This is a genomic window from Streptomyces sp. NPDC002573 (assembly GCF_042889625.1).
In the GTDB taxonomy this organism is placed as follows: Bacteria; Actinomycetota; Actinomycetes; order Streptomycetales; family Streptomycetaceae; genus Streptomyces; species Streptomyces gibsoniae.
In genome coordinates this window covers 48672-64871 of record NZ_JBIARC010000038.1, presented here as the reverse complement: position 1 = coordinate 64871, position 16200 = coordinate 48672, and the positions used below count along the sequence as shown (strand labels likewise).

The window sequence follows — 16200 nt, the reverse complement described above, 5'->3', positions numbered from 1 at the left end:
GGCGCGGCGGCCCGGAGAGGGCGTACGCCTTCCGGCGGGACACGCGTCACAGCCGGTCCTGGTTCCGTACGCCCACCGCCGGCCCTATCGTCAAGGTCATGTTCGCTGCCTACGCCGCCCGCATCGACCGCGACCACCCGCTCTCCGGCCTTGAGTTGGGGGAGCGCCCGGCCCCCGAGTCCAGGTCCGGCTGGACGACCGTGAACGTCAGGGCCGCCTCCCTGAACCACCACGACCTCTGGTCCCTCAGGGGAGTCGGTCTCTCCGAGGACAAGCTTCCGATGATCCTCGGCTGTGACGCGGCGGGCGTCGACGAGGACGGCAACGAGGTCGTGCTGCACTCCGTCATCGGCCAGACCGGTCACGGTGTGGGCCCCGGCGAACCCCGCTCGATCCTCACCGAGCGCTACCAGGGCACCTTCGCCGAGCAGGTCTCCGTCCCCACCTGGAATCTGCTGCCCAAGCCGAAGCAGCTCTCCTTCGAGGAGGCCGCCTGCCTTCCGACCGCCTGGCTGACGGCCTACCGCATGCTCTTCACCAACGCCGGTGTGCGCCCCGGGGACTCGGTCCTCGTCCAGGGCGCGGGCGGCGGTGTCGCGACGGCCGCGATCGTGCTCGGCAAGGCGGCCGGGCTGCGGGTCTTCGCGACCAGCCGGGACGAGGCCAAGCGCAAGCGGGCGCTGGAGCTGGGCGCGGTGGAGGCCCTGGAGTCCGGGGCGCGGCTGCCGCAGCGGGTGGACGCCGTGATCGAGACTGTCGGCGCCGCCACCTGGTCCCACTCCGTCAAGTCGCTGCGCCCCGGCGGCACCATCGTCATCTCGGGTGCCACCAGTGGCGACCGGCCGTCCCACGCGGAACTCACGCGCATCTTCTTCCTGGAGCTGAAGGTGGTGGGCTCCACCATGGGCTCGAAGGACGAGCTGGAGGACCTGCTCTCCTTCTGCGCCACCACCGGAGTGCGCCCCGTCATCGACGAGGTGCTTCCGCTCGACCGCGCCCGTGAGGGCTTCGAACGCCTGGAGTCGGGCGACCAGTTCGGCAAGATCGTGCTGACCGCGAACTGACCCCTTCTCGCGCTCCCGTCGATGGCGGGGCCGCGCATCCCGTTGTGCCCACGGCGGGCCCGGAACCTTGCGGGCCCGCCGTTCGTGTTTTCCAGACCTGACACGTCAATCAGGGTTGACATCTTTCACATGTCAACTTACGTTGACATCATGACCGAAGCAACGGATCTCGCCGAGCGCGCGGGCGACCGTGACCCGCGGGTCGGACTGCGGGCCGTCGCCGCGCTGCGCAGGCTGCTGGAGCAGCTGGAGGCGGTGCAGGTGCGCAGTGCGCGCAACCAGGGCTGGTCGTGGCAGGAGATCGCCGCGGAGCTCGGAGTCAGCAGGCAGGCCGTGCACAAGAAGTACGGGAGGCAGTGATGTTCGAGCGGTTCACCAAGGACGCCCGCGCGGTGGTCACCGACGCCGTCGGGTATTGCGAACGCACCGGTGAGGAACACGTCGACGAGGCGCATCTGCTGCTCGCGCTGCTCGACCGCGAGGGCAGCCGCGCCTCGTTCGCCCTGGCCTCGCTGGGGCTGACGGGGCGGCGCGACGCGATCGCGCGGGACCTCGCCGAGGCCCGCCGCCGCGGCGGCCTCTCCCGCGCCGACGCGGACGCGCTCGCCGGGCTCGGCATCGATCTCACGGAGATCGTCTCCCGGGTCGAGGAGGCCCATGGGGAGGGCGCCCTGGCCGCGAGCCGAGCGGGCGGGGTACGCCGCACGGGGCGGCGTCCGTTCACCCGCGGTGCCAAGGACCTGCTCACCCGGTCCCTGCGCACCGCCCTCGCCCACGGCGACCGGCACATCGGTGACGAGCATCTGCTCCTCGCCCTCACCGTCCGCCCTGGCGTCCCCTCGGAAGTGCTCGCCGACCACGGAGTCACATACACGGCGGTGGAACGGGTGCTGTGGGGCGGGGGAGAGGCGAAGGCCGGCTGAGCCGGCCCGGGCCGGGCCGTGGCGCCGGACCCGGGCGGTGCCGGCGTCAGCTGTTGCGGGCCCGCAGCGTGGCGCCTATGCGGGCCGCCGCCGTCGACAAGTGACGCCGGGCCTCGCGGAGTTGCTCCTCCGTCACACCGTGGTCCCGGGCCGCGTCACGGATGTCGTCGCGGAAGCGGTCCAGCAGCCGGTCGAGGGCCCGGGCAGGGTCGCCCGGGACGTCCTCGTGGGCCCAGGGGGGTTCGTAGGCGGCGGGGAAGTCCTCGGGGGTCGTCGTGTACTCCGGTTCCCCGGCCGCCCCCGTGCGGCCGAAGCCGAAGTCCTTCCCGAACCCCTTGCCGAACTCGCCGAACTCCTTGGCCAGTTCGGTCAGGCCCTCCCGGACGCCCGTAGGCCAGTCGCCGCGCGCGAAGTGGTCCTGCACCTGCTCCTGGACCCGCCGCGCCATGCGCTGGAGCTCCTCCTGAGCCTGGGCGTGCGCCCGCTCCTGGGCCTCCTTGGCCTGGCGGCGGGCCTGCTGGGCCTCCTCACGAGCCCGCCGGCTCTCGTCCTTGGCGCGCCGGGTCTGCTCCTTCCACTCCTGCTTGACGCGGCGCATCTCCTCCTTGGCGACGCGCCACGCCTCGTTCTCGGACCGCTCGCCGCGCTGCCCGTAGGGCTCCGTGTGCTCCCGGGGGCCCCGGCGGGCCTCGGAGGCCGCGGCCCGCATCTCGCGGCGCAGATCGCCCGCCGCGCCCCGGACGTCCGCCTGGATCTCGGCGGCCAGCTCCGCCACCGACTCGCGGATCTCCAGCTCCAGGTCGGCCAACTCGGCGCTGCGATCGGCGAGTTCGGCGCGGCCCGCGTCCGTGATCGCGTACACCTTGCGGCCCCCCTCGGTGGTGTGGGTGACCAGGCCCTCGGCCTCCAGCTTGGCCAGCCGGGGGTAGACGGTGCCGGCGGACGGTGCGTACAGCCCCTGGAAGCGCTCCTCCAGCAGCCGTATCACCTCGTATCCGTGGCGGGGTGCCTCGTCGAGCAGCTTCAGCAGATAGAGCCGCAGTCGTCCATGGGCGAAGACGGGAGCCATGTCAGAGCCCCTTCTGCTCGGTCGGACCGCCGGTCGTGTCGCCGGAGGAACGGCTCGACGGGACGTCGTCGGCCCCGTCGAGGCCATGGCCCGGGTACGCCTGCTCCTTCGGCGCCGGGTCCTGCGGGCCGGGGGCGTCCCGTGGCTCCTCCTCCACGCTCGGGCGGCGCAGGATGGCGATGGAGCCGGACACCGTGGTCGCCTTCAGCCGGCCGGTGCCCCCGCCGAGGCGGCCCGTGATCTTCTTGGCGCCCCACATGCCGGACACCCGGAGGTCGTCGAAGGCGTTGGACACGGCACCGCTTGCCGTGTTCGCCTCCACCTCCGTGTCCGCCGGGTGGGGCAGACGGATCGCTATCTCCCCCGAGACGTTCGTCAGCCGGGCGTCCGTGGGGCCGCTCGTGGGATCGAGGTCCAGGATGATCGAGCCGCTCACGGAGTCGGCCTTCACCAGCGGGCAGGCGCCCTCGATGACGGTGAGGTCGCCGGAGACCGAGTTGAGCCGCAGCTCGCCGGTGACGCCCTGGGCCTCCACGTTCCCCGAGACCGTGGTCACGTGGACCGGGGCGGTGATGCCGACCAGGGTCGTCTCGCCCGTGACGCCCTTCACGTCCACACCGCCGTCGATGCCCGAGATCACGGCGTTGGACCCGACCACGCCGACCTCCACGCGGGTGGACGCGGGGACAGCCACGGAGACCACCGCGCTGCGGCGCCAGCCCTTGCGGTCGAGCCACTTGAGGAAGCCCTTCCAGGGCAGGTCGTCGTAGGCCACCGTCAGGGTGCCGCCCTCATGGGTCACCGTGAGCGGGGGGCCCTCGATCTCCGAGATCTCCAGCCGTGCGGAACTCTCGTCCGTGCCCACCACGTTCACCGTTCCGTTGACAGTGCGTACGTGAAGTGCCGTCACGGGGGCGTCGAAAGTGAGCTTGCTCGGCTCTGCGACGGACCACTCGGACATGGGGTGACCTCCTCGGCCGGTGCGGGGCGGCGTACTCGACGGACGACACCGCGGATGTGGCGACGGCACGGGGGTGGGGTCACCAACGCGCCATATCGCGTCTTCGTATTCACGATATATCGCGGCCGTCCAAAGTCAAGGCACCCGTCGTGGGGAACCCCAGGGAGGGGAGTTGACGCTGCCGTCCTGTGCGCAGGCGGGATGACGGCTCGCGGGCGGGGCGACGGCCGTCCGATGCGTGGACGTGTGGATGCGCGGACGGGCGGACGTGCGCCGACGCGGCCGGAGACGAGGCTGTCGCGACACATCGCCTCTGCGGCCTGCGTGTGGGGGGCGGGCGGTGCCCGGAAAGTCGGGATGGTTGATCGGGAGCGCATGAGGAAGCCAGCCCATCGCGTCGCGGGGCCCGGCGCACCCAGGCTCCCCGGACTCCCCGGACCGCGACCCGCTGCTCTCCGTGAGCTGCCCCCGTCAACCGCCCCCGGCAGCCCCGTCCCCAGTCGGCATCCCCCGTCAGCGTCCAGGGTCGGCCCGTGGTCGGCGTCCCCGGTCGCCCTACTCGTCGTCCTCGTCGTCCAGTCGTGCCAGCCAGGTCGCCAGCCGCTCCACCGGCACCTCGAAGTCGGGGTTGAGGTCCACGAACGCGCGCAGCTGCTCGGCGAGCCACTCGAAGGTGATCTCCTCCTCGCCGCGTCGCTTCTCCAGCTCTTCGATGCCACGGTCGGTGAAGTACATGCCTTCAGAATATGCGCCACTTGGCCGGTTAGCGGTCTCGCTCGGGAACCGCCCGGGCGGCTAGCCTCGTCGCAGTTCAAGAGCCCTGGACCGACGGCGGGTCGGTGCCCGGGCGAGCGGAGCCGCACAGGGCGGGGGAGCCATGGACGAGACGCTGCGCGAGATCACACTGCCCGGGGGCCAGACGGTGCTGGCGCGGGTGACGCCCGCGCCGGGCGCGGTGAAACCCGGCGGGTACGGCTCGGACGATCTCGACATCGGGGTGGGCAGCCGCGCGGCGGCCAAGCTGGAGCAGCTGGGGGAGCTGATCCAGGGGGTCGGGCAGTCGGTCATGGACGCGGCGCGGTCCGTGCAGCCGGACGAGGCGACCATCACCTTCGGCGTCGAGATCGTCGCCAAGCCCGGCAAGGCGGTCGCCGTGCTCGCCGACGGCGAGGCCAAGGCGTCCCTGGAGGTCAGCCTGGTCTGGAAGCTGGACGAGCGCCGCTCCCGAGCCGCCGCCGCGCCCACCGCGGGCACCACCGCAGTGCCTCCGCCGGGCGCCACCGCAGCGCCTCCCGCGGGCACCCCCGCGGCGCCCACCACGAACGCCACCCCCCAGCCCCCCGCGGATGTCTGAGCGGCGCGACGCCCGCCTCGAGCAGCTGATCGAGGACGCCACGGTCCACTTCCACTCCGCGCGCCCGGACGACGAGGCCATGTGGGGCAGCGGCTTTCTCGTCGCTCCGGGCTGGGTGCTGACCTGTGCCCATGTGCTGCTCGGCCGGATCGGGGACGGCGGCGAGGAGGAGTTCCGGGTGCGCGGCCCCGGTCTGCACGACGGCCGCCCCGTCCGCGCCCGGCTGGAGGAGCGCCTCTATCAGGGGCCGTTCGGTGAGCAGGCCGGTGAGTGGACCAATCTGCCCGTGGACCAGGACATGGCCCTCGTGCGCCTGCTCGATCCTGGCGTGGAGCACGAGTGCGTCTGGCTGAGCGACCGCTCCGACCACCCGCTCGGCGACCACCGGATCGTGTACGGCTACCGGCCCCTCGCCGACGGTGCGGCCCAGGCGTGGAACGGCGAGGCCACGGTGAACGCGCACGACGGGCCTTACGGTCTGCGGCTCGGGCCGAGCAACGAGTTCCCGCCCGGAGTCTCCGGCGGCCCGGTGCTGGACCCGGCCACCGGGGCCGTCGTGGCCGTCATCAAGTGCCGCCGCGGCGACCGGGACGGCGGGCTGTCCATCGCGGTCTCGGTGATGCGCCGGTTCACGGCGTACCACCAGGTGATCGCCGAGCACGACCGATGGCACGAGGAGCGCCGCAGGACGGAGCACAACTGGGTCGCCCGGCAGACCAAGCTGTCCGGGGCGTGGAGCGAGGCCGACTCCGACCAGTGGAGCCCCGTGGACCGCCGTAGGGCGCTGGCGCTGCTGGCGGCGGTCGAGCCCGCCGACGCGCCGCACACCATCACCCAGCTGGTGCGCAAGGCGCGCGGTGACGACCCGGCCGGGCGCCCGCATCTGCCCGTCTCCTGGCGGGACGGGCACGGGCAGCTCTACGAGGGGGACCGGCCGCAGGAGGCGTTCGTCCATCTGCGCTATCTGCGGCTGGTCCAGCTGTTCGTGGAGGCCCACGACCCCAAGGACTGCGCCGCCGTCGACCGGCTCGACGCGTGGATATGGGACCGGCTCACCGAGGTCAGACCGGCGGTGCGCACCAATGTCGAGGACGCCGTGCTGCCGCCGGGGCTGCTGCCGTCCGGGCAGCGGACCGTGGAGCCGTACCCGGGACCGGGCGAGCGCGGTGTGGTGCTGCTGGAACTCGAGCCGCTCGACGAGGACCAGAGCCGTTTCTACTGGACGCTGCGCGTCGACGACGGGGGTGAGAACAGCGACGTACCCCGGTACGGGCAGACCACCGGTCCGGGCGTCGCCGGTGACCGGCTGCGGGACGTGCTCGACGCGCCGCTCGCCCGGGCCTTCGAGTCGGTGGACCGGCCGGAGCAGCCGGCGCCGCTCGAGGTCGCCCTGAACCTCTCGAACTTCGACACCGCCGTGCACACCTGGCAGATCTACGACTCCGCGCCGCTGTGGGACCGGGCGCGCCAGCAGCTGCTGGGCGTACGCCGTCCCGTGGTCATCCGCGACATCGAGCGCCGGGGAGTTCCGGCCGAATCCTGGGGGAGCCGCTGGGCGGAGATGCTCTCCCGTGGGCGGCTGACCGCGAGGAACACCGTCTTCGACGCCGCCACCCTGCACGCCCGCCAGTTCACGGAGATGCCCCCCGGGCAGATCCCCGTGCAGTGCCGGCGGGCCGGCTCGGGGGCCGGCCGGACGTCGATGCGGCTGGCCCTGGACGCCGGACACGGGGTGGCGCTGTGGCACTCCGGGGACCATCCGGGACACCAGTGCGGATCCCGCTGCGACGATCTGCACCGGTCGACCGCGGGCTTTCTGGCGGAGGTGGCCGATCCGGCTGAACTGCCGGACCGTCTCCGCCGTATCAGAGAGAACGTCACCACGGGGAACGGCTACCACTGGGCCGGTGACGTCGCCGTCCTCTACGACGACCCGCGCCGTCCCCTGCCCGCGGAAGAGGGGGTGTTCGACGCCCCATGACTCCCGAGGGACACCCGGCGACACCCGAGTACGGCTGTCCGGAAATCGACGGTCGACTCATTGTGAACGGGTACGTTTTCAGGGGCCCGTTGTGGGTGCCGCCTGCCCTCGTCGGCCGTGACGCGCCGTGCCATCGATCGTCGACGAGGAGCAAACCATGAGCGAGTGGCTGGTCTACCGGGGCAAGGGCGAGCCCGCGCCGTCGCGCGTCGACGCCCTGCCACAGCCGCCGGTCTGGCGTCGGTTCGACGGTGTGCCCCTCGACGACGTCTACACCGTACCCGCCCTCGACAGCGCCTCCTCCCGGCGGCTCGGCCGCCGCCCCCCGCTGCCCGTGCAGGACCCGCGCGCCGTGGAACTCATCAACGCGGCCCTCTACTTGCGGCGCCCGCTGCTGGTCACGGGGGAGCCCGGCGCCGGCAAGAGCACCCTGGCGCACGCGCTGGCCCATGAGCTGGGGCTCGGCCGGGTCCTGCAGTGGCCCGTCGTCAGCCGCACCGAACTGACGTCGGGACTCTACGCCTACGACGCGATCGGCCGTCTCCAGGACGCCCAACTGGACCGCGCGGGAGCCGAGGAGACCCAGGAGCCGCCCGGGACGCGCCGCGACCTCTCGATCGGCCGCTACATCCGGCTGGGTCCGCTGGGCACGGCCCTGCTCCCGATGAAACGCCCCCGGGTCCTGCTCATCGACGAGCTGGACAAGAGCGACATCGACCTGCCGAACGACCTGCTCAACGTCGTCGAGGAGGGGGAGTTCGGCATCCCACAGCTGGAGCGCATCGCCGACCGGCCGGGCCAGGGCACCGTGGAGGTCCTCACCGACGACGGGCTGCGGGCGCCCGTCACCGGCGGACGGATCCGCTGCCGCGCGTTCCCCGTGATCGTGATGACGAGCAACGGCGAGCGCGAGTTCCCCGCCCCGCTGCTGCGCCGCTGCATCCATCTGCACCTCGACCCGCCGCGCGGCGACCGCCTCGCCGCCATGGTGCAGGCCCACTTCGGCGAGGGCGCCGACCGGGACCACCACGATCTGCTGGAGCTGTTCACCACGGACGGGACGGGCTCGCACCGGCCCACCGACCAGCTCCTCAACGCCATCTTCCTCACCCAGCAGGTCGCCCCGCCGGGCAGTCCGCACCGTACGGAACTGGCGCGGCTGCTGATGGGTTCACTCGACTCCGGGCAGCGGTAATCCGGCCATGACCGTCGCCGACTCCCTGGAGCTGCTCGCCCGCCGGCTGCGCGAGGCCGGGATCGCTCCGGACGCCGAGGAACTCGCGGATGCGCTCTGGCTCGCCCGCCATGTCCCCGGCAGCACGGCGACGGCACCCTCCACCGCCGAGGACACCGTCGAGCCGGCCCCCGGCACGCGGCCCGGCAACGGCCGCAGCACCGTCCCGCCCGAGACGTCGCTGGTCGTGGCGGCCCGGAAACAGGCCGCGGACCGCCGGATCCCGGCGGTCGGCGGCATTGCGACCGAGGGTCCCGCGGGCGGCACCGGTACGGTGGTGTCCACCCAGGTACCCGCCGCCTCCGTCCTGCCCGAACCGCTCGCCCTGCAACGGGCGTTACGGCCGCTGAACCGCTACCGGTCGCCGAGCGGCCCCTCGTGGTCCGGACTGGACGAGGAGGCGACCGCGCAGCGGGCGGCCGACACCGGGGTGGTCGTCCCGGTGCCCGCCCCGGGGCAGCGCCGTGAGGCGCGCCTTCAACTCGTCATGGACGTCTCCTCGTCCACCGTGGTGTGGCAGCACACCTTCGCGGAGCTGCGCCAGGTCTGCGAACGGGCCGGCGCGTTCCGGGAGATCCGGACCTACTACCTCCACGACGGCGGGCGGAACGGACCACGGGTGGCGTCCGCACCGGACCCCTCGTCCCCCGCCGACGGCCCCGGTCTGCTGCGCGATCCGAGCGGACACCGGCTGACCCTGGTCCTCAGCGACTGCGCGGGGCCGCTGTGGCGCAGCGGCAGCATGCAGCGGATGCTGCACGACTGGGCCACCTGCGCGCCCGTCGCCGTCCTCCAGCCGCTGCCGCAGCGGATGTGGCGCGGCACCCATCTGCCCGCCTACTCCGGAGAACTGCGCCGCCACGAGGGACTGGCCGGCGGCCTGGAGTTCCGGTCGGAACGCGCCGGACCCGCGCCGCGGCGCGCCCTGCCCGTGCCCGTGCTCGCCCTGCGCCCCTCCTCCCTCGCGGGCTGGGTCCGCCTCGTGTGCGACGCGACCGCCCAGCGGCAGATCGCCTCCGCCGCCTGGGTGCGCGCCGACCACCCGGCGACCGCCGCACGGCCGCTCGCCGAGCGGGACATCACCTCGCGCGACCGGGTCCGGGCCTTCCGGCGCACCGCCTCGCAGGACGCGCGGCATCTCGCCGAGTACCTGGCCACCGTGCCCCTCGCCCTGCCCGTGATGCAGCTCGTGCAGCGCGCCATGCTGCCCGGCAGCGGCCCCGAGGCGATGGCGGAGGTCCTCCTCGGCGGGCTGATGAGGCGCAGCGACGCCGACGCGGACGGCGGATACGAGTTCATCGGGAGCGTGCGCGAGGAACTGCTGCGACATCTGCCCGGCGGCGAGGCCCAACTCGTCCTCAAGCACAGCTCGCAGTACGTCGAGCGGCAGTACGGCCGCGCGGCCCGCAACTTCCCGGCGCTGGCCGCCGCCTACCTCTCCGGTGCGACGGCCGCACAGCCCGTGACCGAGGACGGCGCCGACGACCGGCTGCTGCGCGCCTTCGCCCGGGTCTCCTCGCAGGTCCTCGCCCGCTACGGAAGGGTCCCGGTGCTGACCGACACGGGCCCGGCCGAGCTGGCCTCCCGCGCGTACCGGCTGCTCGACCGCTATGACGACCAGGGCACCGCCCGCGACCTGGACGAGGGCATCGCCCTGCTGCGCCGGGCCCTGGAGGTCGAGCGCCGGCAGTCGGAACAGCGCGCGCTGCGGACCCGGCTGGCCAGGGCCCTGCTGGAGCGCTGGCGGGTGGTCGGGGCGGCGGACAACCTCCGGGAGGCGTACGAGGTCCTGCCCGGGCACCGCAAGAGCGACGCGCAGGAACTCGTCATGGAGGCGCAGATCCTGCTGTACCTGGCGGCCGATCTGGAGACCGCGGGCGCGGCCGCCGCGAGCCGGCCCGCGGGGCTCGGCCACGATCTGGGCGAGCCCGACGCCTCCGCGCGCCGGCTGGCCCTGCTGGCCTACCAGCAGGCCCGGCAGCGGCTGGAGGAGATCCCGCCCGACGCGGAGCGGTGGGCCACCCGCGCCCTGGAACTGCGGGCCACCGCGGCGTTCCAGGCGGCGTCCCTGGCCGCCCGGGCCGGCGCCGCCGTCCTCGGCCCGGACGAGGGGACCCCGCAGGACTGGGCCGCCCAGCAGTTCGAACAGGCGGCGGGCCTCGCCACCCAGTACCGGCTGCGCAACGGCGAGTCGTCCTCCCGGCTGCTGGAGGCCCGGGCCCTGCTCGCGCTGGCCCGGCACGACTCGGGACGCGGCGCGAGGCCCTGGGAGCCCGGCCCGGAGCGGCGCGCCCTCGCCCACCGCTCCGCCGAACTGGCCGAGGTGGGCTTCCGCGAGGCGCTCCCGCTGCGTGCCGCCGAGGGCGCCGGCACCCAGGAACTGACCCGGATCTGCCTGAAGACGGCCGCCGCCCTGGGCCTCACCCGAGACGCGGAGCACGATGTCCCGACCCGCCGTCGGATCGTCACCGTGCTCCAGCAGGCGCTGGAGTACGCGGGCGAGGCCCCGGAACTGCGGGCCGAGTGCTTCGACCGGCTGGGCGAGGCCTATCTGGCGTCGTACGAACTCACCCGCGGCCGGGACGACCTGGAGGCGGCCGTCTGGTCCTGGTGGCAGGCGACCGGGGAACTGTCCCTGGACGATCCGGCCCGGCCCGCGCTGCTGCTCCGGCTGGGTCTCGCCCTGGGCGCGGCCGACGAGTGGTCCGACGCCGTACGGGTGCTGCGGATGGCCGTCGACGAGTCCTCCGAGCAGGACCCCGAACTGCCGCGCCGCCGGGTGGAACTGGGCGACGCGCTCCTGCACCGGAATCTGCGCCAGGGCGGGCTGTCCGATGTGCACGAGGCCGACTGGATAGTGGGCACCGCCGCCCGGGACACCGACGACGACCTGCTCGCCGCCCGGGCCTGGCGGCTGCGCGCCACGGCGGCCGGGCGGCTGGCCGGGCACACGGCGCAGTGGTCGGACTGGGAGGCGGTCGCCGACCATCTGCTGCGGGCCGCCGAACTGTACCGGGACCTGGAGCTCACGGCGGCGGAGGCCCGGGTGCGCGTCGACCGCGGCCAGGCCCTCGGCCGTGCCTCCGCCCCCGCCCGCGCCGCCGAGGAGTACCGCACGGCGCTCCGGCTCTACGAGCAGGCCGGGCTGGGCGACGGGGACGAGGCGGAGCAGGCCCGGGCCGCCCTCGACGCCCTGGACCCGAGGGGCGGGGACGGCGTATGAGAGGGCCGGACGACGTCCCCGGCATAGCCCTGTCCAGCTTCGAGCGCCCCGGCCCGGACGGCACCCCCCACCCCGTGCTCGCCGCGGTGCTCGCCGAACTGCGCGCCCGGGAGGCCGAGGACGACGCCCCGGCCGCCTACTACGGCGACTCGCCCGACCCCCTGGCGCCGCGCCCGCCGGCGGGGGCCGCGCCGTGAGCGCCGACTGCCTGCGGCAGTTCGTCCTCAAGGTGCACAGCCGCTGCAATCTGGACTGCACGTACTGCTACATCTACCGCAGCCCGGACCGCAGTTGGCGAGAGCGCCCGCACCACGCCGACGAGCGGACCATGCGGCAGACCGCCCGGCGCATCGCCGAGCACGTCGAGACGCACCGTCCCCGGTCCGTGCGGGTCGACCTGCACGGCGGGGAGCCCCTGCTGACCGGCCCCGAACCCCTTGTCGCGTACGCCGACACCGTGCGCGACGCCGTGCCGGACGGCACCGAGGTGGCGGTCACCGTGCAGACCAACGGCACCCTGCTCACCCGGCCCGCGCTCGACCGGCTCGCCGACGCCGGCATCCGGGTCGGGATCAGCCTCGACGGCGGCACGGCCGCCCTCAACGCCCGCCGGGTCGACCACGCCGGGCGCCCCTCCTGGCCCGCCGCCCGCCGCGCCGCCCGGCTGCTGGCCGCACGCCGGCCGGACGTCTACGCCGGGCTGCTGTGCACCGTCGACCCGGCCACCGACCCCGCCGAGGTCTACCGCTCGCTCAGGGCTCTGGCCCCGCCCGCGCTCGACTTCTTGCTCCCGCATCTGCACTGGGGCACCCGCCCGCCCGGCCGCCACCGGCCCGCCCCCACGCCGTACGGGGACTGGCTGGCCGAGGCGTTCGACCTGTGGTGGGACGACACCACCCCGGGCCGGCCGCGGGTGCGTCTGTTCACCGAGATCGCGGCGCTGCTGCTGGGCGGTTCCTCACGGACGGACGCCGTGGGACTGTCGCCGATCGCCGCGATCGTGGTGGAGACCGACGGCACCATCGAACGGCTCGACTCGCTGAAGACGGCCTTCCCGGACGCTCCCGCCACCGGTCTCGACGTCTTCCGCAACTCCTTCGACGAGGCGCTGCGCCACCCCCGGGTCGCCGCGCTGCGGGCCGGATCCGAGGCGCTCGGCGAGGACTGCCGCGCCTGCCCGGTGGTGCGGATCTGCGGCGGCGGCAACTACGCCCACCGCTACTCCGCCCTCACGGGTCACTTCCGGCAGCCGAGTGTGCACTGCGCCGATCTGGAGCGCATCATCCGGCACGCCGCCGCGCGGATCGGCGAGCAGCTCTCCGTGTCGTCAAGGAGTCTGGTCTAACGTGGAGTTGACGAACCGCGACGTAGCGCTCCCCTACGTCAGAAGGAGACCCCAGGCATGCCATCCGCGTCCCCCGAGCATGTCACGATCGTCTACGCGGGACAGTCATGGTCCTGGGCGACGTGGATCGAACACCGTCTCGCACACGCCGGAGCGGTCCCGCAGGCGGTCCGCTGGGACCCGCTGCACACCGCACCGGAACCGGAGCGGCTGACCGGCCTGCTGGCCGCCCCCGGCAAGCTGCTGCTTCTGATCGACGACTGGTTCGTGCGCTTCGACGAGGCCCGCCGGCAGGCCTGGGCCGATGTGCTGGCCGAGATCATGCCCCGGGAGGGGCACCGGATCGTCGCCGCGTCGATCACCGCCGCCACCCTGCCGCCGGCCGCCGAACGGCTCGGCCGGGTGCTCCCGCTGCGCGGCCTGGACGCCGAGCGGGCCGCCGAGGTGCTGGTCGACGCGCTGGAGGTGGCCTCGCCGTCCGGCGGCCCGGTCAGCCTCGACCGCGCCCGCGGCCCCCGCTTCCCCGAGGACCGGCCCGGCATCGACAACGCCCCGCGCCACCACCGCGACTTCACCGGCCGCGAACGCGTCCTGGAGCGCATCCATCAGGAGTTCACGGAGGGCGGTGAGGGCACCCGCATCGCGCTGCGCGGCCCGGGCGGGATCGGCAAGACCCAGACGGCCGCCGAGTACGTGCACCGCTACAAGGGCGAGTACGACATCGTCTGGTGGGTCAACGCGTCGGTACGCAACCGGGCCCGCGAGGAGTTCGCCCGGCTCGCCGACAAGCTGGGCGCGGAACCGGACACCGGGGACGCCCTGCGCGGGCGGATCGAGGCGGCCAAGCGGGCCCTGGGCGACCGTATCCGCTGGCTGGTCGTCCTGGACGGGGCGGAGGACCCCGAGGACCTCGGGACGGTGCTGCCCGACGGCCCGGGCCATCTGCTGGTCACCACCCCGCGCAAGGAATGGCACCGCTGGGTCGGCCAGGTCGTCGACCTGCCCCCGTTCGACCGCGAGGAGTCCGTCGACTTCGCGTGCCGGCGCAGCCGCCGGCTCACCCGTGACAGCGCGGACCGGCTCGCCGCGGCCGTCGAGGACCATCCGCTGCTCCTGGACCAGACCGCGGCCTGGGTGGAGCTGAACGAGACCGCCGACATCGACACGTACATCACCCGCATCCAGGAGGGCGACCCGCACGCCGTCCCCGTCGTCTCCTCCGAGGAGTACCGCAAGGAGTTCCAGGCCGCCTGGGCACAGACGGTCAACACCCTGCGCGAGAAGCACCCCAACGCCTACGAACTGCTCTCCCTCTTCGCGTTCTTCTCGCCCGACGTGATCCCGCTGGGCCTGGTTCAGTCGGCCCGCGTCGGCGACCTGCCCCCGCATCTGGTGTCCCTGGTCACCGAGCCGAGCAGCTGGAACACCGCGCTGCGGGTGCTGTCCGAGGCCACCTCCATGCGGCTGGAGTACGAGCAGGGACCGATGGACATCCAGACCGTTGGCACGCTGCGTATGCACCGGCTCTTCCACCGCTTCGTCCGCGGTCATCTGGGCCCCGAGGAGGCCCGGTTGTCGGCCGAGACCGCCCGCCGGGTGCTCGTCGCCGCCGACCCCCGCCGCCCCGGCGACCGCACCAACTGGTCGCGGTACGCGGAGGTGATACCGCATCTGGAGCCGACGGGGGCGCTGCACTCCGCCGACCCCGACGTGCGGACGGTGGTGCTCAACTGCATCGAGTATCTGCGGATCCGCGGCGAGGCCAAGGAGGGCAGGCGGCTCTGCGGCGCGGCCGTCGCCTCCTGGAGCGCGGTCTCCGGCGACACCGACCCCGCCGTCCTCGTCGCCGTGCACCAACTGGCCAACATGGAACGCCGCCTCGGCCGCTACCGCGAGAGCGAGCGCATCGCACGGGACGTGCTGCGCCGGGTCACCGCCGATCCCGGGCGCAGCTCGGTGCAGGTGCTGCGGGCCAAGAACGGGCTCGGCGGAGCACTGCTGGCGCTGGGCCGGTACGAGGACGCCCGGCTCCTCTACGAGGACGCCGCGGCCCAGGCGGCCGCCGACCTCGGGGAGCAGGAGGTGCCGCGCACCCTCGACATCCGCGGCAACCTCGCGCTGGCACTGCGGCTGCTGGGCCGCTACGAGGAGGCCCTCGCCCTGCAGCGGTCCGTCCTGGAGGCGTACATCGCGCTCGGCGGCGGCCGGCATTCCTCGACGCTTCTGGCCGGCCTCAACACCGCCTGGACGCTGCGGCTGCTGGGCCGCTACGGCGACGCGCTGGCCATCCAGGAGCTGAACCACCGCCTGCACCGCGAGGTGCTCGGCCGTGACCACGCCCAGACACTGCTCGCCCAGCACAACCTGGCCCTGTGCCTGCGCCGCGACGGCGCCCATCTGCGGGCGCGCGGGCTGATGCGCGAGGCGCGCGACCGCAGCCTGCGCAGGCACGGCCCCCGGGAGACGCTGCGGCTGACCACGGACTACGCGATGCTGCTGCGCGAGATCGGCGAGTTCGAGGAGGCACGGGAGCTCGCCGAGTCCGCCCTCAAGGGGTTCACGGACCTCTTCGGCGACGGCCACCCCTACATCGCGGGAGCCCTGGACAACTGCGCCCTCGTCCAAGGCGACCAGGGAGACCTGGCGGGCGCCCGGCAGCGCGCGGAGCGGGCCAGGGCGGGGATGGAACGGGCCCTGGGCACCGCCCATGTCTGGTCCGTCGGGTGCGCGATGAACACCGCGACGGCGCTCGCCCGGACCGGTGAGCTGGAGCGCGCGGTGGCCCTGGGCCGGGACGCCCTGGGCCGGGCGCGCACCGCGGTCGGGGACACCCACGTCCTCACCCTCAATCTGGCGGCGGGACTCGCGCAGGACCTGGCGGCGACCGGCCGGCACGACGAGGCGGAGACCGTGCGCGTGGACGCCGTACGCCGGCTCACCGAGAACTTCTTCGAGGAGCACCGGCAGGTGCGGTACATGCTCGAAGGACGGCGCCCCTACTGGGACTTCGAGCCGCAGATGATGTGAGATCGGCGGCAACGCCGAG

General features: G+C 73.8%; 13 protein-coding genes. 10 read left to right on the top strand and 3 right to left on the bottom strand.

What is annotated here, in order from left to right; translation table 11 throughout:
* Positions 1 to 98: 98 nt before the first annotated feature.
* The 3 genes from ACFYX0_RS30175 to ACFYX0_RS30165 all read left to right on the top strand — a co-directional run bounded on the left by ACFYX0_RS30175 (position 99) and on the right by ACFYX0_RS30165 (position 1987).
* Positions 99 to 1064 carry a zinc-binding dehydrogenase gene (locus ACFYX0_RS30175; protein WP_388974711.1) on the top strand — a complete coding sequence of 322 codons (966 nt, stop codon included), beginning with the start codon at positions 99 to 101 and terminating at the stop codon, positions 1062 to 1064.
* A 150-nt stretch (positions 1065 to 1214) separates the two neighbouring features.
* Entirely contained in the window at positions 1215 to 1424 is a 210-nt protein-coding gene (locus ACFYX0_RS30170; protein ID WP_018571396.1) for a helix-turn-helix domain-containing protein, read from the top strand.
* Complete coding sequence (locus ACFYX0_RS30165; protein WP_388974709.1) at positions 1424 to 1987, top strand: Clp protease N-terminal domain-containing protein; 564 nt, start codon at positions 1424 to 1426, stop codon at positions 1985 to 1987. Before ACFYX0_RS30170 ends, ACFYX0_RS30165 begins: the two co-directional genes overlap by 1 nt.
* A 46-nt stretch (positions 1988 to 2033) precedes the next feature.
* Here ACFYX0_RS30165 and ACFYX0_RS30160 read toward each other — a convergent pair whose 3' ends face one another.
* The 3 genes from ACFYX0_RS30160 to ACFYX0_RS30150 all read right to left on the bottom strand — a co-directional run bounded on the left by ACFYX0_RS30160 (position 2034) and on the right by ACFYX0_RS30150 (position 4752).
* Positions 2034 to 3056 carry a helix-turn-helix transcriptional regulator gene (locus ACFYX0_RS30160; protein ID WP_388974707.1) on the bottom strand — a complete coding sequence of 341 codons (1023 nt, stop codon included), beginning with the start codon at positions 3054 to 3056 and terminating at the stop codon, positions 2034 to 2036.
* 1 nt (position 3057) lies between these two features.
* A complete protein-coding gene (locus ACFYX0_RS30155) occupies positions 3058 to 4017 on the bottom strand; it encodes a DUF4097 family beta strand repeat-containing protein (RefSeq protein ID WP_388974705.1) in 960 nt (319 codons plus the stop codon).
* Positions 4018 to 4572: 555 nt separating this feature from the next.
* Positions 4573 to 4752 (bottom strand): DUF6104 family protein, encoded by a 180-nt coding sequence (locus tag ACFYX0_RS30150; protein WP_311692815.1) that lies wholly within the window; start codon positions 4750 to 4752, stop codon positions 4573 to 4575.
* Positions 4753 to 4894: 142 nt separating this feature from the next.
* On the opposite strand from ACFYX0_RS30150, the gene ACFYX0_RS30145 reads away from it, so the two are divergent.
* The 7 genes from ACFYX0_RS30145 to fxsT all read left to right on the top strand — a co-directional run bounded on the left by ACFYX0_RS30145 (position 4895) and on the right by fxsT (position 16181).
* On the top strand, positions 4895 to 5371 hold the full coding sequence (locus ACFYX0_RS30145) for a CU044_2847 family protein (RefSeq protein ID WP_388974703.1): 477 nt from the start codon (positions 4895 to 4897) through the stop codon (positions 5369 to 5371).
* On the top strand, positions 5364 to 7352 hold the full coding sequence (locus ACFYX0_RS30140) for a trypsin-like peptidase domain-containing protein (protein WP_388974701.1): 1989 nt from the start codon (positions 5364 to 5366) through the stop codon (positions 7350 to 7352). Before ACFYX0_RS30145 ends, ACFYX0_RS30140 begins: the two co-directional genes overlap by 8 nt.
* A gap of 157 nt (positions 7353 to 7509) precedes the next feature.
* On the top strand, positions 7510 to 8547 hold the full coding sequence (locus ACFYX0_RS30135) for an AAA family ATPase (protein ID WP_388974699.1): 1038 nt from the start codon (positions 7510 to 7512) through the stop codon (positions 8545 to 8547).
* A 7-nt stretch (positions 8548 to 8554) separates the two neighbouring features.
* Positions 8555 to 11809, top strand: coding sequence for an SAV_2336 N-terminal domain-related protein (locus ACFYX0_RS30130; RefSeq protein ID WP_388974697.1), 3255 nt, complete (start codon positions 8555 to 8557; stop codon positions 11807 to 11809).
* The gene (locus tag ACFYX0_RS30125) at positions 11806 to 12006 is read left to right on the top strand and encodes a hypothetical protein (RefSeq protein WP_388974695.1); all 201 of its coding nucleotides are present in this window, start codon (positions 11806 to 11808) and stop codon (positions 12004 to 12006) included. Before ACFYX0_RS30130 ends, ACFYX0_RS30125 begins: the two co-directional genes overlap by 4 nt.
* On the top strand, positions 12003 to 13154 hold the full coding sequence (locus tag ACFYX0_RS30120) for an FxsB family cyclophane-forming radical SAM/SPASM peptide maturase (protein ID WP_355911310.1): 1152 nt from the start codon (positions 12003 to 12005) through the stop codon (positions 13152 to 13154). The genes ACFYX0_RS30125 and ACFYX0_RS30120 overlap by 4 nt, the downstream gene beginning before the upstream one ends.
* A gap of 57 nt (positions 13155 to 13211) precedes the next feature.
* On the top strand, positions 13212 to 16181 hold the full coding sequence (gene fxsT / locus ACFYX0_RS30115) for an FxSxx-COOH system tetratricopeptide repeat protein (RefSeq protein ID WP_388974693.1): 2970 nt from the start codon (positions 13212 to 13214) through the stop codon (positions 16179 to 16181).
* The last annotated feature ends 19 nt before the right edge of the window (positions 16182 to 16200 follow it).